General features: G+C 28.0%; 20 protein-coding genes and 1 other annotated feature (1 of these 21 running past the window's edge). Of the genes, 14 read left to right on the top strand and 6 right to left on the bottom strand.

The features are described from left to right. Positions 1-48 precede the first annotated feature (48 nt). Both KGF41_RS07110 and KGF41_RS07105 read left to right on the top strand, forming a co-directional pair. Entirely contained in the window at positions 49-1,065 is a 1,017-nt protein-coding gene (locus KGF41_RS07110; protein WP_227827158.1) for an alpha-hydroxy-acid oxidizing protein, read from the top strand. A 65-nt stretch (positions 1,066-1,130) separates the two neighbouring features. Continuing rightward, positions 1,131-1,379, top strand: a complete 249-nt coding sequence (locus KGF41_RS07105) for a hypothetical protein (RefSeq protein WP_227827159.1) — start codon at positions 1,131-1,133, stop codon at positions 1,377-1,379. A 122-nt stretch (positions 1,380-1,501) separates the two neighbouring features. On the opposite strand, the gene KGF41_RS07100 is transcribed toward KGF41_RS07105, so the two are convergent. From KGF41_RS07100 to KGF41_RS07075, 6 genes are all read right to left on the bottom strand, one after another. After that, entirely contained in the window at positions 1,502-1,999 is a 498-nt protein-coding gene (locus tag KGF41_RS07100) for a CarD family transcriptional regulator (RefSeq protein ID WP_227827160.1), read from the bottom strand. Between the two features lie 243 nt (positions 2,000-2,242). Further along, the gene (locus KGF41_RS07095; protein WP_227827161.1) at positions 2,243-3,307 is read right to left on the bottom strand and encodes an ABC transporter permease; all 1,065 of its coding nucleotides are present in this window, start codon (positions 3,305-3,307) and stop codon (positions 2,243-2,245) included. Positions 3,308-3,309: 2 nt separating this feature from the next. Beyond that, positions 3,310-4,407, bottom strand: a complete 1,098-nt coding sequence (locus KGF41_RS07090; RefSeq protein WP_227827162.1) for an ABC transporter permease — start codon at positions 4,405-4,407, stop codon at positions 3,310-3,312. Between the two features lie 13 nt (positions 4,408-4,420). Next, complete coding sequence (locus KGF41_RS07085) at positions 4,421-5,356, bottom strand: ATP-binding cassette domain-containing protein (protein ID WP_227827163.1); 936 nt, start codon at positions 5,354-5,356, stop codon at positions 4,421-4,423. 187 nt (positions 5,357-5,543) lie between these two features. Next, the gene (locus KGF41_RS07080; protein WP_227827164.1) at positions 5,544-6,188 is read right to left on the bottom strand and encodes a response regulator transcription factor; all 645 of its coding nucleotides are present in this window, start codon (positions 6,186-6,188) and stop codon (positions 5,544-5,546) included. Continuing rightward, on the bottom strand, positions 6,181-7,344 hold the full coding sequence (locus KGF41_RS07075; protein WP_227827165.1) for a sensor histidine kinase: 1,164 nt from the start codon (positions 7,342-7,344) through the stop codon (positions 6,181-6,183). Before KGF41_RS07075 ends, KGF41_RS07080 begins: the two co-directional genes overlap by 8 nt. A gap of 184 nt (positions 7,345-7,528) precedes the next feature. On the opposite strand from KGF41_RS07075, the gene KGF41_RS07070 reads away from it, so the two are divergent. The 12 genes from KGF41_RS07070 to mnmA all read left to right on the top strand — a co-directional run bounded on the left by KGF41_RS07070 (position 7,529) and on the right by mnmA (position 22,518). Then, positions 7,529-7,873: a YraN family protein gene (locus tag KGF41_RS07070; RefSeq protein WP_227827166.1), complete on the top strand. Its 345-nt coding sequence runs from the start codon at positions 7,529-7,531 to the stop codon at positions 7,871-7,873. Positions 7,874-7,903: 30 nt separating this feature from the next. Further along, positions 7,904-9,487, top strand: a complete 1,584-nt coding sequence (locus tag KGF41_RS07065) for a YifB family Mg chelatase-like AAA ATPase (protein WP_227827167.1) — start codon at positions 7,904-7,906, stop codon at positions 9,485-9,487. An 18-nt stretch (positions 9,488-9,505) separates the two neighbouring features. Next, positions 9,506-10,606 carry a DNA-processing protein DprA gene (gene dprA / locus KGF41_RS07060; RefSeq protein WP_227827168.1) on the top strand — a complete coding sequence of 367 codons (1,101 nt, stop codon included), beginning with the start codon at positions 9,506-9,508 and terminating at the stop codon, positions 10,604-10,606. Between the two features lie 32 nt (positions 10,607-10,638). Next, positions 10,639-12,726: a type I DNA topoisomerase gene (gene topA, locus KGF41_RS07055; protein ID WP_227827169.1), complete on the top strand. Its 2,088-nt coding sequence runs from the start codon at positions 10,639-10,641 to the stop codon at positions 12,724-12,726. Positions 12,727-12,889: 163 nt separating this feature from the next. After that, a complete protein-coding gene (gene codY, locus KGF41_RS07050) occupies positions 12,890-13,675 on the top strand; it encodes a GTP-sensing pleiotropic transcriptional regulator CodY (RefSeq protein ID WP_227827170.1) in 786 nt (261 codons plus the stop codon). Between the two features lie 115 nt (positions 13,676-13,790). Beyond that, positions 13,791-15,056 (top strand): replication-associated recombination protein A, encoded by a 1,266-nt coding sequence (locus tag KGF41_RS07045; RefSeq protein WP_227827171.1) that lies wholly within the window; start codon positions 13,791-13,793, stop codon positions 15,054-15,056. Positions 15,057-15,086: 30 nt separating this feature from the next. Next, a complete protein-coding gene (locus KGF41_RS07040) occupies positions 15,087-15,857 on the top strand; it encodes a GNAT family N-acetyltransferase (protein ID WP_227850150.1) in 771 nt (256 codons plus the stop codon). Positions 15,858-15,966: 109 nt separating this feature from the next. Then, positions 15,967-16,416: an RrF2 family transcriptional regulator gene (locus tag KGF41_RS07035; protein ID WP_227827173.1), complete on the top strand. Its 450-nt coding sequence runs from the start codon at positions 15,967-15,969 to the stop codon at positions 16,414-16,416. A 17-nt stretch (positions 16,417-16,433) separates the two neighbouring features. After that, a complete protein-coding gene (gene nifS, locus KGF41_RS07030; RefSeq protein WP_227827174.1) occupies positions 16,434-17,627 on the top strand; it encodes a cysteine desulfurase NifS in 1,194 nt (397 codons plus the stop codon). A 56-nt stretch (positions 17,628-17,683) separates the two neighbouring features. Then, on the top strand, positions 17,684-18,124 hold the full coding sequence (nifU, locus tag KGF41_RS07025; protein ID WP_227840395.1) for a Fe-S cluster assembly scaffold protein NifU: 441 nt from the start codon (positions 17,684-17,686) through the stop codon (positions 18,122-18,124). 327 nt (positions 18,125-18,451) lie between these two features. Next, positions 18,452-21,292 carry a cell wall-binding repeat-containing protein gene (locus tag KGF41_RS07020; RefSeq protein WP_227856525.1) on the top strand — a complete coding sequence of 947 codons (2,841 nt, stop codon included), beginning with the start codon at positions 18,452-18,454 and terminating at the stop codon, positions 21,290-21,292. Positions 21,293-21,438: 146 nt separating this feature from the next. Continuing rightward, complete coding sequence (mnmA, locus tag KGF41_RS07015; protein WP_227827177.1) at positions 21,439-22,518, top strand: tRNA 2-thiouridine(34) synthase MnmA; 1,080 nt, start codon at positions 21,439-21,441, stop codon at positions 22,516-22,518. A 141-nt stretch (positions 22,519-22,659) separates the two neighbouring features. After that, positions 22,660-22,873, top strand: a binding site (T-box leader); it runs 30 nt beyond the window's last position.

Raw genomic sequence — 22,873 nt, 5'->3', positions numbered from 1 at the left:
GATATAATATGTACGATATAAATTACTATAATTAATGGGGGATTAGAGATGGATTATAATGAACTATTAAAAAATGCTAGAGAAAATTTAAATGGAAGTTGTAAAGTTTGTAAAGTTTGTAATGGAGTTGTCTGTGCAGGTGAAGTACCTGGTATGGGAGGTAAAGGAAGTGGTTCTTCTTTTATAGAAAATAGTAAGAGCTTAGAAAAAGTAAAAGTAAATATGAGAGTAATACATGATGTTTCAAATCCTGATACATCTATAGAAATATTTGGTAAAAAAATGAGTGCTCCTATATTTGCAGCTCCAGTAACAGGAACTACTTTAAATATGGGTGGAAAAATAAATGAAAGAGATTACATAGAACCAGTAGTTGCAGGATGTGCCAATAGTGGTATCTATGCAATGGTTGGAGATACAGCAGTAGATGCATTTTTAATGGAAAATTTAGATGTAGTTAAAAAGTATAATGGTGCTGGAATTGTATTTATTAAACCTTGGGACAATGAAAATATTATAAAAAAGATAAGACTAGCTGAAGAAGCTGGAGCGTTTGCAGTTGGAGTTGATATAGATGCTTGTGGTTTAGTAACTTTATCGCTACATGGAAAACCAGTGCTTCCTAAAAATATTGAGCAAATAAAAGAACTAGTTAACTCTACTAAATTACCATTTATATTAAAGGGAATAATGACTGTAGAAGATGCATTAATGGCAGTTGAAGCAGGTGTAGATGCAATAGTTGTATCAAATCATGGAGGAAGAGTACTTGACTGTACACCAGGAGCATGTGAAGTTTTACCAAAGATTGCTGAGGCTGTTAAAGGTAAAGTTACAATACTTGCAGATGGTGGAGTTAGAACAGGATTGGATGTATTAAAAATGATAGGCCTAGGGGCAGATGCAGTATTAATAGGAAGACCTTTTGTAACAGCTTCATTTGGTGGAGCAACTGATGGTGTAGAAACTTATGTAAATAAACTTCAATCAGAATTAAGTGGTTCTATGATATTAACTGGATGTCAAACTATAAAAGATATTGATGGAAAAGTTATATACAAATAAATTTTTATACAAAAAAGAGGAAAAATCATTTTAATGTAGAATAATTGTACAAAGGGGGAATTTATATGAGTAAAAAAGCTTATGAAGAAGCCTTAGTAGAATTGGAAAAATTTATTGATGAAAGAAAACAAATAGTTAAAAGTGCGGAGGAATGTATTGATAAGTACATAGTTGACAGAACGCTACCTTTTGATTACAAAGATAAATGTGTGGAATGGCAACAAGAGTTACTGGACACTCTAGAAGCACAGATTTTAGAAGCAAATGAATTAAATGTATTATTAAAAGAAAAAAAGGAACTTGAGGAAGATTAGGTTTTGTTGACCAAGTGTAAATCAGTAATATGATTTACACTTGGTTTTTTTAGGAAATCTAAGGTAAAGTATGGTAATAAATATGATTAATCTAAAAAATAAAACCAGTCTTTAAGACTGGTTTAATTATTACTTTTCGGATTTAGAATATGTTTTTTCATTTCTTCCAATACGATTGTATAAGATTTACATTGAGCAGCAGCTAATTCCGACAAAGCAAATCTCTGAGCTTTATTTAGAAAGTCCTTATCTGTACTACATAATTGTTTTGAACAATCTTGTATCATAAGCATCTTAATTAATTTTACAATCTCAAAGACATCTCCTGAATGAAATTTATCATGGTATAATTTAAGCCGTTGCTTTCTATCAAAAATCCATATACCATCTATTTTATCAATTGATTGGATAAAATTATTAACTTCATTTTCGTTCATAATTGGACGTACACCAATCTTGTCAGCATTCAAAACGGGAATCGAAATTTTAAGAGTGCTATTGAAAATGACAGTTAATTCATAGTATTTCTGCATATGTTTATTTATTTCCTTTGTTACAATATCACTTACATAACAGGCTCCTTCTTTTGGATACATCACACTTTCACCAATATTATACATATGTTAGTTATACCTCCAAACTGAATTTTAGATATTGCAATTGGGGTACAATGCTTTAATTATCTAATAATTAATATTATATCATAAAACTATTGACAAGTCAAAGGTATTAATATATAATAATAAGTTTATCATCAAAGATAGATAAAACTGACTATAAAAATATAATATAAAATGATTTAAAATATTGAAATATTATGTTAGTATTGTATAAAATTATATACTAACTATATTTAGTAATTATTAGTTTTTTGCAAAATCTCTTAATTTAAAACTTCCAGCTGTTACAAATACTATTCCAATAAGTATTAGAACGATTACATTTATTAAGATACTATCATTGATTCTAAGGGCATTTATAGTCCAGTAAAAAGGTGTAAGCTTTGATAGATTAGTCATAAATGATAATTCACTCATTGATGGTATCAGACTAGATATAGATATAGCTAAACCTATTAAAGAATAAAATGTAGTTACAAGGCTTATAGAACTTTCATTTTTAAATACTCTAGCTATCCAAAATACAAATCCAGTGGAAACAAAACTATTTGCTAGTACAATCATTAATATATTTGGGGTTAATTTAAAATCTCCAACAAATGTAAGGCATCCAAGTATTACAGTGTATAAAATTGCTTGAATAAAAAATAACCCTAAGAGTATACTAAAAATTATTTTTATATCTTTATGTTTTGTAGAAATAAGTCTCCTTAAAACATTTGATTTTTTTAATGTAAATAAGTCAGAGGCAAGATACGCTGCGTTAATATACATAAAATAACATATTAAGAAAACTGTTAAAAATGAATCTGTGTTTTTATCAGGCTTATTATCAACTATACTTGTTTTAGTTAATTTTTCATCCATATTTTTATCTATTTTTGATTTTAAAGAATTATTGATAAAAGATTCTATTTCTGATTCTGCCCAAAGACTACCACCACCATTTTCAGTTTTGAAACATTTAACAGCAGGTCGTTTTAAGTTATCTATATCAGTTGAAAAGTTTTTGTCCAAAACAAATACTGCAGAAACTTTATTATTTTTTAGTAAGTTCATAGCCTTATCTTCTTCATTTAATCTAAATGTGTTTTCCTTTAGCTTTGAATTATTTATCAATTTATGTTCATATTTTCCTGAAGAGTTAGAGACAACTGCTACTGGAGAAAAATACATTGATTGATTGTCTGATTTACTAGAAAAAAGGTTAAGAGAAACAATTAATATAATAGGAATCATGACCATACTAGCTAAAAGAGAAGGATTTTTTATATATCTTTTTATATTTGCAAGAATTAGTCTAATCATTATTAAATCTCCCTCCATTTATATTTTTCTTTTACAATAGAGAGTATAATCAATATTGTAGAAATAATTAAGCATGTTACAATTAAATTACTTATTGAATTTAAAGTCTTGAAACTTTCATAATCACTATACAGAGTTCCTATTAAATAAGTTGGAGATAAACTTACAAACTTACTAAAAGCTTCACTTATCATGTTAAAAATACCTCCAAAAATTGTTTGTAAGAAAAGTAATATATAGACTATGAATGTACCATATTTTTTACTAAAAAAACTAGTTACAAAAGTAGATATAGAAGTCATAAAATATGATGATATAGCACATATTAAGGTTAATGTGGCAAGATTACCTTTAAATGTTATTCCAAGTATCCTAAAGAATAAAACATATAATAATAGAAATATAAATGAATAAATCCATAAACCTACAAAGTCGTAAATTAAAAACTGCACTCTAGTTATAGGCATAGAATAAAGTCTTTTTGAAAGCCCTTTTGATTCACTTATATAATTCGATAAAATATTATTCATTATAAAAATTATTACAAGGAATCCTAATGAAACTAAAGCAAAGTATTCATATGAGTTTTGTTCAGTATCACTTTTTATTATAGAATTGGCAATAGAACTCTTATTAAACAACTTAGAAAACTCTTCTGAACTTAGTTTTTGAGAATTATTTAAATATAATTTTTCATGATAAGTATTTAATATATTTTGAAGTAGTACTGCTATGTCATCTCTAGTTCCAAGTTTTTCTATACTTAAAGTATTTGATTTTTCCTTTAAAATATTGTTTTCGTATCCTTTAGGTATTGTAAGTTTTAAATCTGCATCAGAATAATCTTTCTGTATTTTTAATACAGAAGATAAATCATCTTTTAAATAATTTGTCAAATTATTTGATAATTTGGAGTTATCTTTATCATATACAACAATTGACATAGGTTCTGTTTTTATAGGATTTTGAAACATATCTTCTGTTACCATTCCAAGGAACCCAGCTAAAAGTAGAGGTAGAGCTAAGAAATATATCAAATTAAGCATGAATGAGCTTTTCAGACCTTTTAACATAGTTTTTACACTTATATATAATTTCATAAAATCACCCCCATTAGTCCCTTAAGTTTTTACCTGTTAGATTTAAGAATACATCTTCTAAACTAGGTTCTTCATAAGAGATACGTATTACTTTTGAATTGTTTTTGTCAACAGCAGAAAGTACATCTGTTAACTGAAAGTTTTTATCTACATCTAATGTTATTACTGAAGTATTTTCTAAAACAGATATAACACCTTTAATATTTTTTAAATCAAATATAAGTTGAGCATTTATATTTTTTATTTCCATAATTAATTTTGTATTTGTAGACACTATTGATTTTAGGTAATTATTATCCCCAAAAGCAACTTCTTTACCTTCATCCATAATAAAGATTTTAGAACAAAGATGTTCAACTTCTTCCATATAATGGGATGTATATATAATAGTAGTTTTTTGTTTTTCAGATATATCTTTTATAAAATTAAAAATGTGATTTCTTGATTGAGGGTCAACACCTACAGTTGGTTCATCTAATATTAATATTTTAGGATGATTTAAAAGTGCTATCCCAATATTTAATCTTCTTTGCATACCACCAGATAGTTTTTTTACTTTTTTCTTTTTAACTTCAGCTAGACCTGTAACTTCCAAGGCTTCATTGATTCTCTCTTGAAGCAACTTACCCTTTAATCCATAAAAAGCTCCAAAGTATTCTAAGTTATCAAAAGGAGTTAGTGTTTCCATAACTGCTAACTCTTGTGGAACTAATCCTATTATGGATTTTGCACTCATAGGATTTGCTGACAAATCTACACCATTTATTTGAATATTACCGCTATTTGGTAAAGTAAGATTGGTAATTATATTTATAAGTGTAGATTTACCAGCACCATTTGGACCAATAAGCCCAAATATTTCCCCCTTTTTAACAGAAAAACTAATGTTATCAAGTGCTAACTTATCATTAAATCTTTTTGTTATATTATTTACTTTAACTATATCCATAAAAATCCCTCCCAAAATGTTTTTGTGTAATTTAAAAATCTATAATATTATAATAAAGAATTATTAGGTGTATTTCTATTACTATAAGTCACTAAAAAAAGTGACTTAAGTCACTTTATAGTTTTAGCTTTATTATAAGTTAAGTTTTTGAAAATTTTGTTTATAGTTTAGACTTTTTATTGACATACTATATTACAATTTTAGTTTTGAAAGCAAATATAGCCAATTGAGTCCTATCTCTAAGCTCCAATTTGCCTAAAATATTAGTTATATTATTTTTTATGGTACCCTCAGATAAAAATAATTCTTGACTTATTTCTTTATTACTAAGTCCATGTGCAATTAATTTAATTATGGATATTTCTTTTTCAGTTAAATTATATATATTAGAAATATGCTCATGTTCAACAGTTTTTTCAGATGACATGATTTTTTCAGCTACATTTTTGTCAAGTACAACATTGCCAAAAAATGAAGAGCGTATCCCCTCATGCAATACTTCATCAGAGCTGTCTTTTAGAAGGTAACCTGAAGCTCCAAACTTCATTGCATCTTTTATATACTCATCATCATTAAAGGTAGTTAAAATTAATAGTGCTATTGACTCATCATATTCTTTTATAAGTCTTGTGCCTAAAACACCATCACAAATATTCATTCTAATGTCCATAAGAACAACATCTACATCATTTGACTTACAAAATTCTAAAGCCTCATATCCATTAGAGGCATCTCCAATTATCTCCAAATCATCATAAGATGACAATATAATCTTAAGACCTTTCCTAATTAATTTTTCATCATCAACTATAAGAACTTTAATTTTACTCAAAAAAATCACCCCCTAAAAATTTGGGAAAAGAAGCTCTAATTGTAAATCCATCATTGTGATTATCAAATTCAACTTTTCCATTTAGTTCATATATTCTTTCGCTAATACTGTTAATTCCATTTCCTTTTTTTATATTTTCACATCCTATACCATTATCACTAATCGTAATTATAAGATTTGAAGGATTAAATGTTATAAAAATTTTGATTTCACTTGCTTTTCCATGTCTTGATGCATTGGAAAGCGATTCTTGAATAAGTCTATATAAAGCTATAGACTGAGCTCTAGATAGGCTCCAAGTGTTTCTTGATATAGTTAGTCTTACATTAATATTTGTAAGCTTAATAAAGCTTTTAATTAGTTCTTTAATTTTAAACAAATTTTGATAATTTTCATATTCAATAGGCTTTAACTCAGAGATAGCTCTTCTAACATCTTGAAAACTTTCATTTACGAATTCTCTAAGTTCATGTACTAAATCAGATACTTCGGGCTTATCATTTAAGAGCTTTTCTATGGCACTTAACTGTATTATTGTTGTAGAAAGAGAATGTCCAACACTATCGTGTATTTCTCTAGATATTCGGTTTCTCTCTTTTAAAATGGCTAGTTCTTCTATAGAACTTGCATAAATTTCTAAATCAGAATTAGATTTTTTTAATTTATCTTTAGAAATTCTAAGTTTATCATAAAGGCTTTGATTGTATAGTTTAGATATATTTTCACTTTCTATATATATAGAAAGTATAGATATAATCAATAATATTGAACTTGATTCCAAAGCTAGATACAAGTTTTTATCTAAACTAATAATAAAGGAAGATACTATAATGAAAAACAATAATATGTATTTGTATTTTTCATTTATAAAAAATGATATGTCCAAAATTAAAGGAACAAAGTAAAGTGAATTAAAAGTCTTTGTATAATTATACAATATAAAAATTAAGATAAGCTCTAAAAAATAAGAAATAAGTACAATTCTATTCTTGTTTGATAAAGAAAAAAATCTGACTTGATTATTTATTATAATTAGAAATAATATTATTATTGTCATAATTGAATACATTGTATTTTCAGCATTGTTTAGATAACTTACAATCAATATAAATAGGGATAAATATCGTATAAAAGTAACTAATTTTTTTCTGTTCATTAAAAACATTCCTCCATAAAAATAAACTTTCCTTATGAAAACTAGAATAATATCATAAAAGAATAAAGTCAATAGAGGTATCTATTAATATTAATGAAAATAAAATCAATCTAAAAAATTTGAATAGTTAAATTGTATACTGACCATAATCAAAAAGTAAAAATCTAATGTATTGGAGTAAAAAATGAATAACAAAGAAAAAGGTGATTTTGGAGAAGAAGTAGCAATTAATTATTTATTGTCAAAAGGTGCAAAACTACTAGAAAAAAACTACAGATTAAAGATTGGAGAAGTAGATATAATAGTAAGGATGGATGATGAGATTGTATTTGTAGAAGTAAAATCAAGGTCTAATTTAAGGTATGGTTATCCTTGTGAATCTGTAAATTTCAAGAAGAGAAAAAAGATAGTTGAGATTGCTAAATACTATATCACAAAAAATAATTTACATAATATTCCCATAAGGTTTGATGTTGTAGAAGTTTATTTATCAGAAAAAAGAGTAAATCACATAATGAATGCTTTTTAAGAAAGATAAAGTTTTGGAAAGGATTACTATATGTTAAGTATTATTAATTCGAGTAATTTAATAGGAATTGAGAGTTTTCTAGTAAAGGTTGAGGTGGATACAAGTAATGGTATACCTAGCTTCAATATTGTCGGGCTTCCAAGTAAAGAAATTAAAGAGGCGAGAGAGAGAGTTAAATCAGCTATTATCAACAGTGGATATAAATTTCCAAATACAAGAATTGTTGTAAATTTATCACCAGCAGATATAAAAAAAGAAGGTGCTTTTTTAGATTTATCAATAAGTATAGGTCTTTTAAGAGGATTAATAAAAAAGGATGAAAATTATATAAGAGAAAGTATGTTTATAGGAGAATTATCATTAGATGGAAAAATAAGAAAAGTAAGAGGTATATTACCCATAATTATAGGTGCAAAGACTCAAAATATAAAACGTATTTTTATACCAGTTGACAATATAAAAGAAAGTCTATTTATAGAAGAAATTGATATAATACCTATTAAAAGTTTAAAAGAATGTATAGGTTTTTTAAACGGAGAAATAAAAGTCGATAAAGAAAAAATAATGTCTTTTTTAAATGAAGAAATAGAAACAAATAGTAACTATACATATTGTAAATATCCTGAATTTTATGATACAAAAGAAAGCAAATATGATGAAGATTTTAATGATGTTAGAGGAAATTATTTTATAAAGAGAAGCGCAGAGATAGCTGCTGCTGGAAATCATAATATGCTTATGATTGGGCCTCCAGGCTCAGGTAAAACAATGATTGCAAAAAGAGTAATAACAATTTTACCAGATATAAGTGTAGAAGAGATGATAGAGGTAAGTAAGGTTTATAGTGTATTGGGTATGATAGATGAAAATAAAGGCATAATTGATAAGAGACCTTTTAGGGCTCCTCATCATACGACTACAAAGCAGTCTTTAATTGGAGGAGGAACAGATGCAAGACCTGGAGAAGTAGCACTAGCACATAGAGGTATTTTGTTTTTAGATGAAATCGCTGAGTTTGATAGGAAAATCCTTGAGACTTTGAGACAACCTATAGAAGATGGATATGTAAATATATCTAGAGTAAAGTACAGTACAAAATATCCTTGTAGAGTATTACTAATTGCAGCTATGAATCCATGTCCATGTGGTTATTATATGTCAAATACAGAGTGTAGATGTAGGAGTAATGAAATTAATAAATACATAAATAAAATATCAGGACCATTATTAGATAGGTTTGATATTTTTGTAGAAGTAAATACTGTAAAATATGATGATTTAAATTCATCAAAACAAGAAGAAAGTTCTCAAAAAATAAAGATAAGAGTAGAAAATGCTAGAAAAATACAAATAAATAGATTTAAAAAAGATAATATAAAAAATAATAGTGAAATTAAGGCCTCTAATTTATTAAAATATTGTAAATTAGAAAAAGAAGCTTCAAAAATGGCTAAAGTAATATTTAATAAATATAACTTAAGTAGTAGAAGTTATACAAAACTTTTAAAGATGGCAAGAACAATAGCTGATTTAGAAGGAATAGAGTTGATAAATTCACAATGTATTATAGAAGCTTTTTCATTTAGAAGAGCTTATTATAGTTATTTTAAATAGGTTTTTGAGGTGTATTTTATGAAGAAAAAAGATATCTATTTATGGTTAAAATCAATTAGTGGAATAACAACAAAAACAATTGAAATAATAGAAAATGATATAGTAAATATTGAAGATATATTTGATTTTTCTGAAAAAGAAATATATAATTTAAAAAATATAAGCTTGAATATTAGAAAAAATATAGTAAAATATAGAGGTCACGCTTATTTAGAAAATATAAAAGAACTACTTTACAAAAAATCAATTAAATATATTTGCCAATATGATGAAGAATATCCTGAAAATTTGAAGAATATATACAATGCTCCAAAGTTATTATTTTACAAAGGTGACATAAGTTTAGTTAATAATAATTTTAATATAGCTATAGTAGGTTCAAGAAAGCCTACAGCTTATGGAATTAGTTGTGCAAAAACAATGAGTTGTCAATTGTCCCAATATGGAGTTAATATAGTAAGTGGATTAGCCATAGGAATAGATGCATATTCACATATAGGTTGTATGAATGGAAAATCTAAGACTATAGCAGTGCTTGGGTCAGGAGTAGACAACCCTCTTCCAAAACAAAATTTACATTTATCAAATAAAATATTAGAAAATGGGGGACTATTATTATCAGAGTATAATATTAATTCAACAGTAGCTCCATACCATTTTTCTAATAGAAATAGAATTATTAGTGGATTAAGTGATGGAGTAGTGGTTGTAGAAGCCGCAATACGAAGTGGTGCATTAATAACAGTAGAGTTTGCTCTTGAACATGGGAAAAATGTTTTTGCGATACCTGGTAATATAAATTCTCAAATGAGTAGAGGATGTCATAAAATTATAAAAGAAGGTGCGAAATTAATTGAAAATATAGATGATATTTTGAATGAGTATAACATATTTAATATTATCGATAAAAAAATAAATCAAAAATATGATAATATAAGTTTAAATGCCAAGTCTAAGCAAATAATTGAAGCTATAAAAAGAGAAGGAAGCTTGCATATAGATAGTATTTGTGATTATACTGGTATAGAAATAAAGTATGTAAATTCAATAATCAATGAATTAGTACTAAATGAGTTAGTAGTAGAGATGAATAATAAAACGTACAGTTTAAATGTATAAATTAAGATTAGGTAGTGGGGGTGTGTGGTTTTATGGCCAAAACATTAGTCATCGTAGAATCGCCTGCAAAAGCTAAGACTATAGAAAAATTTTTAGGTAAAAGTCATTATACAGTGAAAGCATCAGTTGGTCATGTCAGAGATTTGCCTAAAAGTAAATTAGGTGTAGATATAGAAAATAATTTTGAACCTCAATATATAAACATACGAGGAAAAGGCGACGTAATAAAAGAATTAAAAAAAGAAGCTAAAAAATCTAAACAAGTGTATCTAGCAACTGACCCCGATAGAGAAGGTGAAGCTATATCATGGCATTTAGCTCATATACTAAATTTAGATGAATCTGATGATTGTAGAATTGAGTTTAATGAAATAACTAAAGATGCAATTAAAAAAGCAATTAAGCATCCTAGAAATATTGATATAAACTTAGTAGATGCACAACAAGCTAGAAGAGTATTGGATAGACTTTTAGGATATCAAATAAGCCCTATATTATGGCAAAAGGTTAGAAAAGGGCTTAGTGCAGGTAGAGTACAATCAGTAACAACAAAATTAATTTGCGATAGAGAAAAAGAGATAAAAGCGTTTATTCCAAAAGAATATTGGACAATAGATGTTGAAGCAAAGACATTAAAAGATAAAGATATAACTTTAAAATTTTATGGCAAGAATGATGAAAAAATTGAATTAGAAAATGAAGATGCTGTTAATGAAATACTAAAAGAAATGGAAGGAAAGGATTTAAAAGTTGAAAAGATAGAATCTAAATCAAGACGTAAATCAGCTCCAAAACCATTTACAACAAGTATGCTTCAACAAGAAGGTGCAAATAAGTTGTTTTTTACTACTAAAAAAACAATGATGATAGCACAAGAATTATATGAAGGTATAGATATAGAAGGTGAAGGCACTGTTGGTCTTATATCATATATAAGAACTGACTCTAAGAGAATATCTGATGAAGCAAAAGAAAAAGCTAAGGATTATATAATAAGTGACTTAGGTGAGAATTACTATAAAAATCCTGTAGAGAAAAAAGAGAAACCAGATACTAAAAAGGTTCAAGATGCACATGAGGCAATAAGACCAACTTCCGTTGATAGAACTCCTGATAGTATAAAAGCTTCATTGAGTAAAGACCAATATAAGCTATACAATTTAATTTGGAGAAGATTTATAGCAAGTCAAATGGAGGATTCAGTATTCGATATACTAAATGTAGAATGTAAGGCTGGAGATATTGTATTTAAAGCTACTGGTTCAAAAATGAAATTTGATGGATATACTAAGGTATACAATTTTTCAGAAAGAGAAGATAAGATTCTACCAAGTATAGAAAAAGGAGATATATTAAGTATAGAAAATATATTGCCAGACCAACATTTTACACAACCACCAGCAAGATATACAGAAGCTAGTTTGGTAAAAACATTGGAAGAGCTGGGAATAGGTAGACCAAGTACGTATGCTCCAACAATAGCTACTATATTAAATAGAGAATATGTTGAAAAGCAAGGCACAAGTCTATGTCCAACAGAACTTGGAATAATAGTTACTGATATTTTAGAAAATAATTTTCATAAATTTATAGATGTAGATTTTACTGCTGATATGGAAAGCAAGCTTGATGTTATAGAAGAAGGAAATACAGATTGGAAAGAAATTGTATCTGAAGCATATGCACCACTTAAGGAAGCGATTGAAGAAGCACTTGAGAATATAGAAAAAATAAATATGGATGAAGAAACTGATGAAATCTGTGAAAACTGTGGTTCTAATATGGTTATAAAATATGGTAGGTTTGGAAAGTTTATGGCTTGTAAAAACTATCCTGATTGCAAAACGACTAGACCAATTATGAATAAAATTGGTGTTAAATGTCCAAAATGTGAAGAAGGAGAAATTATCCTTAGAAAATCTAAAAGAGGGAAAGCTTTTTATGGATGTTCTAATTATCCAAACTGTGACTTTGTAGCTTGGAATAAGCCAACAGGAGAGTTTTGTGAAAAGTGTGGTTCATATATGGTTGAAAAAGTGACTAAATCTGAAACGAAAACAGTATGCTCCAATAAAGAATGCAACAAAGAGTCAAAAGAGCATAATGACGGAAAAGAGTGAAAATTGAAAAAAATCACATAATTCTCTTGAAAAAGGTTCCAAACTATGATAATCTTTCAAGTGTAAACAACTAATATAAAAATAAATTTTCATTAAGAGTGAGAATAATATTAGAAAATATAAAGGTTATTAAAAGGCCTAAATTTCATGAGGAGATGATTAAATGGCAAGTGAAGTATTACAAAAAACAAGAAAAATAAATAAAACATTACAAACAAGTGGTGGAAGTAGTGTCTCTTTTGATTTACTGGCCGGAGCATTAGGAGATGTATTAAATTCTAATGTTTATGTAGTAAGTGCAAAAGGTAAAATTCTAGGGCTTCATTTAAATGACATTGAAGATAGCTCAGTTATAGAAGACGAATATACTAAGCAAAAAAAATTCTCAGAAGAATATACTCAAAACTTATTAAAAATTGATGAGACACTAGAAAACTTAAATGGTGAGAAGATATTGGAGATTTTCCCTGAAGAGCAAGGAAGATTACAAAAATATACTACTGTAGTACCAATACTAGGAAGTGGACAAAGACTTGGAACATTAGTACTTTCAAGATATTCAATGTCATTTAATGATGATGATTTAGTGATAGCTGAATACAGTGCAACTGTTGTTGGTCTTGAGATATTAAGAGCAATAGGTGAAGAATTAGAAGAAGAAATGAGAAAAAAAGCTGTAGTTCAAATGGCAATAGGCACTCTGTCCTACTCCGAGCTTGAAGCAGTTGAACATATTTTTGCTGAATTAGACGGTAAAGAAGGCTTACTTGTAGCAAGTAAAATAGCTGATAGAGTTGGTATAACTAGGTCAGTTATAGTAAATGCACTTAGAAAATTTGAAAGTGCAGGTGTGATAGAATCAAGATCATTAGGTATGAAAGGAACTCATATAAGAATACTTAATGATAAACTTACAGATGAATTAAAAAAATTAAAAAACAATCAATAATCTAAATTTTATAGATTGTGATTAGAAAAGGTATCTATTTCAAATAGATACCTTTTTTAGACGGATTATTGGGATAATAATCATTAAATACTTTTTTTAGAATAGGAGTGGGAATATGCCTTTAGCAGATAAAATAAGACCAAAAACAATGAATGATGTAATAGGTCAAAGTCATATAATTGGTAATGGAAAAATACTGTCTAAGATATTACAGACTAATTTTTTACCAAATATGATATTTTTTGGTCCACCTGGTGTTGGAAAAACTACTGTAGCAGAAATTATCGCAGAAAAAAGCAATAAAAATTTTTATAAAATAAATGCCACTAATTCATCACTAGAAGATATAAAAAAGGTAATAGCAGAACTTGGAAGTATAAATAATATAAATGGGGTTTTACTATATATAGATGAGATACAAAGTTTTAATAAAAAACAACAGCAGTCGATATTAGAATTTATGGAAAATGGTAGTATAACTTTGATTGCTAGTACTACAGAAAATCCATATCATTATGTATATAAAGCTCTTCTAAGTAGGTCGACTATATTTGAATTTAAGCCTTTAGAAAAATTAGATATAGAAAAAGGATTAAAAAGGGCAATTGAAGTTTTAAATGAAGATAGTTATATGGATATTGAATGTAATAATGATGCTATTGAGGATATAGCTATTATATCTGATGGAGATATGAGAAGAGCCTTAAATGCTTTAGAAGTAGTAGTTTATTCAACTAAACCAAATAAAGATAACATAATCTATATAGATTCAGATGTAGTAAAAAAATCTACATTTAATAAAATTATAAACTATGATAAAAATGGTGATAGTCACTATGATATTTTAAGTGCATTTCAAAAATCTATAAGGGGAAGTGACCCACAGGCATCCATACACTATTTAGCAAGACTTATAAAAGGTGGAGATTTAATAAGTATCTGTAGGAGACTTTTAGTAATAGCTAGTGAAGATATAGGTTTAGCTTATCCAAATGCAGTTGTCATTGTAAAAGCGTGTGTAGATTCAGCTATGCAACTTGGATTTCCTGAAGCAAAAATACCATTAGCAGAAGCTACTATTCTTTTAGCTACATCACCAAAATCTAATTCTGCATGTATGGCAATAATGAAAGCATTAGATGAATTAGATAGAGAATTTGTTAAAGACATACCAAATAGTATAAAAGATGCTCATTACTCTGGTTCTAAAGATATAGGTAGGGGATGTGGATATAAATATCCTCATAACTTTAAAAATCATTATGTAAAACAACAGTATTTACCAGATAGCATAAAAGATAGTATTTACTACATACCACAAGAAAACAAAACTGAGAAAAATATAAAAAAATATCTAGAGTATTTAGATAGCGATTTTTAAGTTGAATTTTATGTATCGGGGGTAGATATTATGATTATAAAACTTAACTCAAGTTATCATAGTAGAGTTATGAAATATTTAAAAAAAGAACCTGAGTACAATTTATTTATAATAGGGGATATTGAAAGATATGGATATGGAAATAACTTTTTAAATTTATGGGCAGATATAGGTTTAAATGGTGAAATCAGAGCAGTACTACTCAAATACTTTGAATTTATGATGTTTTATTCAGATGGAGAGTATGATGTTGAAGGATTTTATGAATTGCTTTGTGATACTGATTACGAAGAAATTTCTGGAAAAATAAGTGCTGTAGATGCTTTAGCAAAGCGATTAGGACTTAATAATTTAAAAATAGTTGATTTTTGTAAGCTTCAAACTAAAAAATTTTTAGTTGATAATAATTGTAATGAAAAGGTCAAGAGAATTAGACTTGGAAATCTAAAGAAAACAGTTAGGCTTTATGATTTAATAGATGAATTCCACAGTACAACTTTAGATAGTTTAAAAAATGGCTTAAGAACAGGTAGAGGATATTGTATAGAGATTAACAAAGAAGTGGTATCAATGGCAAAGAGTACATCAGAAAATAGGACTCATGCAATGATAATTGGCGTAGGTACACATCCTAAATATAGAGCTAGAGGGCTTGCTACAAAATGTTTAATTAAACTATGTTCAGAACTTTTAAGAGAGAATAAAATGCCTTGTTTGTTTTATGATAATGAAGAAGCTGGAAAGATATATAAAAAATTAGGATTTGAAGACATTGGAAAATGGGGGATTTATTCAAAATAAAAAAAATAAAATTAATCTTGACAAAATTAGTAGGGTATAATAAAATTATGTTGAAAGTAATTCCTACTAAAACAGTATGAATTAGATTTCTATATAGAGGTGATAATGTATGAAGTTGTCTACTAAAGGTAGATATGGGCTAAAGGCAATGTTTGAATTAGCATTAAATCAAGATAATGGTCCAGTATCATTAAAATTTATTGCTAAAAAGCAAAAAATATCGGATCAGTACTTAGAACAAATATTTTCATCTTTAAAAAAATCGGGTCTAGTAAAAAGTGTAAGAGGTGCTCAAGGAGGGTATTTGCTCTCAAAAAATGCTGAGGATATAACAGTAGGAGATATACTTGTAGTATTGGAAGGTCCAGTTGCATTATCTGACTGTGTACTAGATGAAGATGTCTGTGAAAACTCAAACATGTGTGTAACAAAAATAGTTTGGGAAAAGATGAAAAAGGGTATAGAAGATGTTATAGATTCGATTACTCTTAAAGATATGATAAATGACTATAACAAAAATAAATTAGAAAATGATATAACAAATATAACTATAAAATAGATTTGGAGATGAATGTAATGGAAAAAAGAAGATTGTATATGGATTATTCTGCAACAACACCTGTTAAAAAAGAAGTATTAGATGCAATGATGCCATACCTAACTGATTATTTTGGTAACGCATCTAGTTTTCACACATTCGGAAGAGAAGCAAAAGATGCTTTAGATAAAGCAAGAGAACAAGTAGCAGCCCTTATAAATGCTGAACCTAGTGAAATATATTTTACAGCAGGTGGTTCAGAAAGTGATAACTGGACATTAGAGGGTGTAGCTTATGCTAATAAAAATAAAGGTAATCATATAATAACTTCAAAAATAGAACACCATGCGATACTTCATACATGTGAATATTTAGCAAAACATCATGGATTTGAAATAACTTATTTAGATGTTGATAGCGAAGGAAAAATTGATTTAAAACAATTAGAAGATTCAATAAAAGATACTACTATACTAATAAGTATAATGTTCGCAAATAATGAAATAGGAACTATACAACCTATTAAAGAAATATCTGAAATAGCTAAAAAACACAATATATTATTCCATACTGATGCAGTACAAGCTTCAGGTAATATTCCAGTAGATGTTAAAGAACTAGGAATAGATTTAATGAGTATGTCTTCACATAAAATATATGGACCAAAAGGTGTTGGAGCTTTATACATAAGAAAAGGTGTAAGACTTCATAACTTTGTTCATGGTGGAGCACAAGAAAAAAGCAAAAGAGCAGGTACAGAAAATATACCTGCAATAGTTGGATATGGAAAGGCAGCAGAATTAGCTAAAGCAAATATGCAAAACCATGTTGAGACTTTAACTCGTCTTAGAAATAAGTTAATAGATGGTGTTTTAGAAAGAATACCTTATACAAGAATAAATGGTAGTTTAGAAAATAGATTGCCAGGAAATGCAAACTTTGCATTCCAATTTATAGAAGGTGAAGGAATACTTTTATTATTAGATATGTTAGGAATTGCTGGTTCAAGTGGTTCTGCATGTACTTCTGGTTCATTAGACCCTTCACATGTACTTCTTGCAATAGGTTTACCACATGAAATAGCACATGGTTCATTGAGACTTACAGTTGGAGATTTTACAACAGATGATGATATAGATTATATATTAGAGAATTTACCAAAAGTTATAGAAAGACTTAGAAGTATGTCACCACTTTACGATGATGCAAAGAAACAAGGCTTAGTAAAATAGACAAAGAAGATAAGACACAAAAAGTAGGCATAAATTAATGTAGGAGGAAAAAAACAATGCAATATAGTGATAAAGTTATGGAACATTTTATGAACCCAAGAAATATGGGAGAAATTGAAGATGCAAGTGGTGTAGGTGAAGTTGGAAATCCTACATGTGGAGATATAATGAAGATATTTTTAGACATAGAAGGAGACATAATAAAAGATGTTAAGTTTAAAACATTTGGCTGTGGTTCAGCTATAGCAAGTTCTTCTATGGCAACTGAAATGATAAAAGGAAGAACTATAAAAGATGCATTAGACCTTACAAATAAAGCTGTTGCTGAAGCTTTAGATGGTTTACCACCAGTAAAAATGCACTGTTCAGTTTTAGCAGAACAAGCTGTAAAAGCAGCACTTATAGACTATGCTAAAAAGAATAGTATCCATATACCAGAATTAGATGGATATGTTATAGATGATGCTCATGACCATGATATTGAGGAAGAAGAATAAAATAAGGAATAATTTTCCAAAAAAAAGTTTAAAATCATTTTAAAAAAGTGTATAATGGTATAGTAAGATGAAAAATAGCCGTTTTAAAGAAAACGGCTATTTTTTATTGTACAAACTACCATTCTAGCCCGTTTTGAAAATCAATCAAATAATAAAAAAATATACACATCCATAATATTTAAACATTAAAAAATATAAAAAATCTCAACAAATCAATTGTTTACAAGGATTTCATATACAAATATACTTTTAAAAAATTTTACTTAAAAATGCTATTTTCTTTAAAAAGGCACATTTCAACTAAATACAATATTAGGGGGAACAGTTATGAAAATACCAAAGAGGATAGCAGCAATACTTACTATATCATTAGTAGTTAGCAGTGCGACAGCAGGCATGTCAAGTGCTCAAACAAACAGTGATACACTTAAAGGTTCAGGTCGATGGGAAACTGCTATACAAATAAGTAAAAAAGGATGGGATACATCTAAAAATGTAATATTAGTTAATGACAATACTATAGTAGATGCATTGACTGCAACTCCTTTTGCTGGTTCTAAAAATGCACCAATTCTTTTGACACAAAATAATAAATTAGATGATAGGACTAAAGCAGAAATAATAAGGTTAAAAGCAGAAAAAGTATATTTAATAGGTGGGACAAAAACTTTAGGTTCAGAGGTAGAGACACAATTAAAATCATTAAAAATTGATACAGAAAGAATCTCAGGAAATGACAGATATCAAACTTCTTTAGAAATAGCTAAAAAATTAGATGAGTCTCTTGGAAGAAAAGCAAGTAGTAATATTTCAGAGATAGTTGTAGTTAATGGAGAAAAAGGTCTTGCTGATGCAGTAAGTGTAGGAGCTATTGCAGCTCAAAATAAAATGCCAATAATTCTTTCTAGTCCAAAAGATGGAATAAAACAATCAAGTAAGTTTATAAAAGATAAAGGTATAAAGACATCTTATGTAATAGGAGGAGTGCAGTCAATTTCGGAAGTTACAAAAAATACTTTACCTAGTCCTAAGAGATTATCAGGAAATGATAGAAATGAAACTAATGCGGCTGTTATAAGTGGATTATATAGTTCAAAAGAGCTGAAAAATGCGTATATAACAAAAGATGGTATGAATAAACAAGGAGACCTTATAGATTCATTAGCAGTGGGTTCATTGGCGGCAAAAAATAATTCACCAGTAGTTTTAGTTGGAAATAAATTAAATAAAGAACAAGAAAAAGTATTAAATACTAAGAGCTTAAAAACAGTTACACAAGTTGGTGGTTCAGGCAATGAGACTGCTTTCTCTGAGATAAAAAAATCACAATCTACAACAACATATGAAGTTAAAAATGTAGAAGAGTTAAAAATAGCTTTAGCTAAAGCGGATGCAAATGATGTTATAAATATTAAGCCATCAGGAACTATGTCAAATGATTTATCATTGAGTACAAATAATTCAATTTCTGTAAATTTAAATGGTACATATACAGGTACAATAGTAGTAACTGCTCCAAATGCAGATATAGTAAATAAAGGTACAATAAATAAAGTTTTGGTTAAGGATAGTAAAGGTGGAACAATAATAAATGAAAGTGGAGCAAAAATAGAAAAAGTAGAAATACAAAATAATTCTAGCAATGTTGTAGTTAAAAACAATGGAAAAATAACAAACATAAAAAATGATGCTACAGGAACAAATATAAAAAATGAAGGAACAATAACTGACAAAGTAGAAGGTTCTCAGACTCCAAGTGTAGATGGCACTAAACCAGGTGGAAGTTCATCTGGAGGCTCTTCATCAAGTGGAGGAAGTTCAAGTGGTGGTTCATCTGTAAAAGATAAACTGATAACATCAATAACAGCACTTGATAATTCAATAAAAGTACAAAATGTAGAAAATGGAACGGAATTAAGTAAATTAAACTTACCAAAAGAGTTATCAGCAACTGTGTCTGGAGTAGCGAATACAAAAGTAGGAGTAACTTGGAAAAGTACACCAGAATATGCTAGCCAAGTAGCAGGAAAGTATATATTTAGTGCAAGCTTATCAAGTGGATATAAGCTTGCAGAAGAAGTATCACTTCCAAGTATTACAGTAACAGTAGCTGAACCTGTTAAAGTGGAGACAATAAAGGTTACTGATACTGATACATTAGAAAAAGCACTTGCTTTACAAGAAGATGGTCAAGTGTGGGAAATAAGTGGACAAATAGATGTTAAAAAGCCAGTTGTTATAGATAAAAAAATAATTATAAATGGTATTAATGATGCTGAATTGAAAAAAGCTGTAGAATTTACTGACACTAAACCAGGCTACGAAAATATAGTAACAATAGACAGAAAAGATGGTGTAAAAATAAACAATCTAAAAGTAACAGGCTTAGATTCAGATAAATTAAACAAATCAGGAATGCATGTTTATTTATCACAAAATGTTGAATTAAACAATGTAACTTTAAATAATAATAAAGGAGCAGGTTTAATAGTAAATGGTTCAGCAGTAATAGCTTCAAACCTTGTAACAAGTGGAAACGGATGGTATGGAGTCAATGTAGAATATGTAAAAGATGATGGAATTGTAAATGAAACTAATGCAAGACTAGATTTAATAGGTGATTGCAAGATAAGTGAATATACTCCAATAAAAACTGATAACTATGATAAAGATAAAGTGATTGTTAATGGATATGGGGATTGTACATTATCACAAGATTCAAAAATTGCTACTTGGGGTAAAGCTTCTATCACTATAAATGAAAATAATGATATAGCTAATATAACGGAAGAAAATAAAATAGATGAGGGTGAAAATGGTAGCATACCTAAATTTGAAAGTGTAAAGGGTAGAACACCTGTAGATATTACACTAAATAAAGGCAAAAATGATTATAACAATGTAAGAGTTCAAATAAAACCAGAAGATGATTCAGCAGATTTAGATGGAATACAACTAATTGCTAAAGATAGCAACGAAAATTGGTTTAACATAGTAAAAACAGGATGGGGACCAATGGAAGGTTTTTTATTACAAGATGCAACAACACCTGTTTATCTAGTTGGAAATAAAGAAGGTACTTATAAGGTGAAAATAGAACTAGTTGATGTTAGTAACTCTAATAATATAATAACAGAAACAACAGCGTCAGTAGTAGTAGTTAAATAAATATAAAATCATTCTTAAATCTTTTAAAATTACTTAATAACATTATTTTTTTTAGAAAATAGAGCAAGCTATATTTTAAATAAATACAATGCTTGCTCTATATGGTATAATAATAAGTAATGCAAAAGATGAGGTGAAATTTGTTTATGAATAAAAAAGTAATGATAGGTATGAGTGGTGGAGTGGATAGCTCTGTAGCTGCATATCTTTTAAAACAACAAGGATATGATGTCATTGGTGTTACTATGAAATTATGGCAAGACGATGACGAAGTTGAAAATGAAGGTGGTTGTTGCTCTTTATCAGCAGTTGAAGATGCTAGAAGAGTGGCAAATAAAATAGGAATACCATTTTATGTTCTAAATTTTAGAGAAGTATTTAAAGAAAAAGTAATAGATTATTTTATAGATGAATATTTAGAAGGAAAAACTCCTAATCCTTGTATAGCTTGCAATAAACATATAAAATTTGATGATTTTTATAAAAGAGCTAGACAAATAGGGTGCGATTATGTGGCTACAGGTCACTATGCAAAAATAGAAAAAGATGAAGATACAGGAAGATATTTATTAAAAAAATCTGTTACAGATAAAAAAGACCAGACTTATGCACTTTATAATCTTACACAAGAACAATTAAAACATACACTACTACCAATAGGTGATTATGAAAAGGACAGAGTAAGAGAAATTGCTAAAGAAATGGGAATGGCAGTTCACAATAAACCTGATAGTCAAGAAATTTGTTTTGTTAAAGATAATGACTATGCAAATTATGTAAAAAAACATTCTGAAAAGCGTATTGAAGAAGGTTTTTTTGTAGATACTAAAGGAAATATACTTGGAAAACATAAAGGTATACTATACTATACAATAGGACAAAGAAAAGGTCTTGGAATTACTTTTGGCAAGCCAATGTTTGTAGTAGATATAAATCCAATAAATAATACTATCGTTCTTGGAGACAATGAAGAATTATTTAAAAAAGAACTTATTGCAAAAGATGTTAACTTTATATCAATAGATAAATTAGAAGAACCATTAAGAGTTCAAGCCAAAATAAGATACTCAGCAAAACCATCGCCAGCTACTATTTATAAGGTAGGAGAAAATACTATTAAAATAGTATTTGATGAAGCTCAAAGGGCTATTACAAAAGGTCAATCTGTTGTAATGTACGATGGAGATATTGTCGTAGGTGGAGGAATAATAGAGAAAAGTTTATAAAAATCTCTAAGAAACTTATAAAATAAGTAATATAGTCTATAAATCTAAAACAAAGTTTATAAAATAAATTTATTGTATATGAAAATATAGTATTGATTAATTTTGTAAAATTTAGTAATATAATTATTATATTAATTAAAAATAAATACAGTGATAAGGAATAGTAAAGTATTTGATGTCTTACAGAGAGAGGGAACATGCTGAAAGCCCTTAGAATAAAATATTTGAAGCAGCCTTTTAGTAGCAATTTTGAACAATGTACCTTGAATTAAAAGGTAGATTTAAGTAGAGATTGACGGTAGTTACGTTATAGCTAAGGTTTTCCGAAGATATCATAATTTTTTATGATAATTAG

The organism is Clostridioides sp. ZZV14-6150, from assembly GCF_020657875.1.
GTDB lineage: Bacteria > Bacillota > Clostridia > Peptostreptococcales > Peptostreptococcaceae > Clostridioides.
The sequence above is the reverse complement of the archived record's forward strand: the minus strand, read 5'-3'. Positions and strand labels throughout refer to the sequence as shown.

What these genes read in the sequence shown, in the direction of transcription:
- KGF41_RS07110 (WP_227827158.1), top strand. Translation starts at nt 49, where the DNA reads ATGGATTATAATGAACTATTAAAAAATGCTAGAGAAAATTTAAATGGA.
- KGF41_RS07105 (WP_227827159.1), top strand. Translation starts at nt 1,131, where the DNA reads ATGAGTAAAAAAGCTTATGAAGAAGCCTTAGTAGAATTGGAAAAATTT.
- KGF41_RS07100 (WP_227827160.1), bottom strand. Translation starts at nt 1,999, where the DNA reads ATGTATAATATTGGTGAAAGTGTGATGTATCCAAAAGAAGGAGCCTGT.
- KGF41_RS07095 (WP_227827161.1), bottom strand. Translation starts at nt 3,307, where the DNA reads ATGATTAGACTAATTCTTGCAAATATAAAAAGATATATAAAAAATCCT.
- KGF41_RS07090 (WP_227827162.1), bottom strand. Translation starts at nt 4,407, where the DNA reads ATGAAATTATATATAAGTGTAAAAACTATGTTAAAAGGTCTGAAAAGC.
- KGF41_RS07085 (WP_227827163.1), bottom strand. Translation starts at nt 5,356, where the DNA reads ATGGATATAGTTAAAGTAAATAATATAACAAAAAGATTTAATGATAAG.
- KGF41_RS07075 (WP_227827165.1), bottom strand. Translation starts at nt 7,344, where the DNA reads ATGAACAGAAAAAAATTAGTTACTTTTATACGATATTTATCCCTATTT.
- KGF41_RS07070 (WP_227827166.1), top strand. Translation starts at nt 7,529, where the DNA reads ATGAATAACAAAGAAAAAGGTGATTTTGGAGAAGAAGTAGCAATTAAT.
- KGF41_RS07065 (WP_227827167.1), top strand. Translation starts at nt 7,904, where the DNA reads ATGTTAAGTATTATTAATTCGAGTAATTTAATAGGAATTGAGAGTTTT.
- dprA (WP_227827168.1), top strand. Translation starts at nt 9,506, where the DNA reads ATGAAGAAAAAAGATATCTATTTATGGTTAAAATCAATTAGTGGAATA.
- topA (WP_227827169.1), top strand. Translation starts at nt 10,639, where the DNA reads ATGGCCAAAACATTAGTCATCGTAGAATCGCCTGCAAAAGCTAAGACT.
- codY (WP_227827170.1), top strand. Translation starts at nt 12,890, where the DNA reads ATGGCAAGTGAAGTATTACAAAAAACAAGAAAAATAAATAAAACATTA.
- KGF41_RS07045 (WP_227827171.1), top strand. Translation starts at nt 13,791, where the DNA reads ATGCCTTTAGCAGATAAAATAAGACCAAAAACAATGAATGATGTAATA.
- KGF41_RS07040 (WP_227850150.1), top strand. Translation starts at nt 15,087, where the DNA reads ATGATTATAAAACTTAACTCAAGTTATCATAGTAGAGTTATGAAATAT.
- KGF41_RS07035 (WP_227827173.1), top strand. Translation starts at nt 15,967, where the DNA reads ATGAAGTTGTCTACTAAAGGTAGATATGGGCTAAAGGCAATGTTTGAA.
- nifS (WP_227827174.1), top strand. Translation starts at nt 16,434, where the DNA reads ATGGAAAAAAGAAGATTGTATATGGATTATTCTGCAACAACACCTGTT.
- nifU (WP_227840395.1), top strand. Translation starts at nt 17,684, where the DNA reads ATGCAATATAGTGATAAAGTTATGGAACATTTTATGAACCCAAGAAAT.
- KGF41_RS07020 (WP_227856525.1), top strand. Translation starts at nt 18,452, where the DNA reads ATGAAAATACCAAAGAGGATAGCAGCAATACTTACTATATCATTAGTA.
- mnmA (WP_227827177.1), top strand. Translation starts at nt 21,439, where the DNA reads ATGAATAAAAAAGTAATGATAGGTATGAGTGGTGGAGTGGATAGCTCT.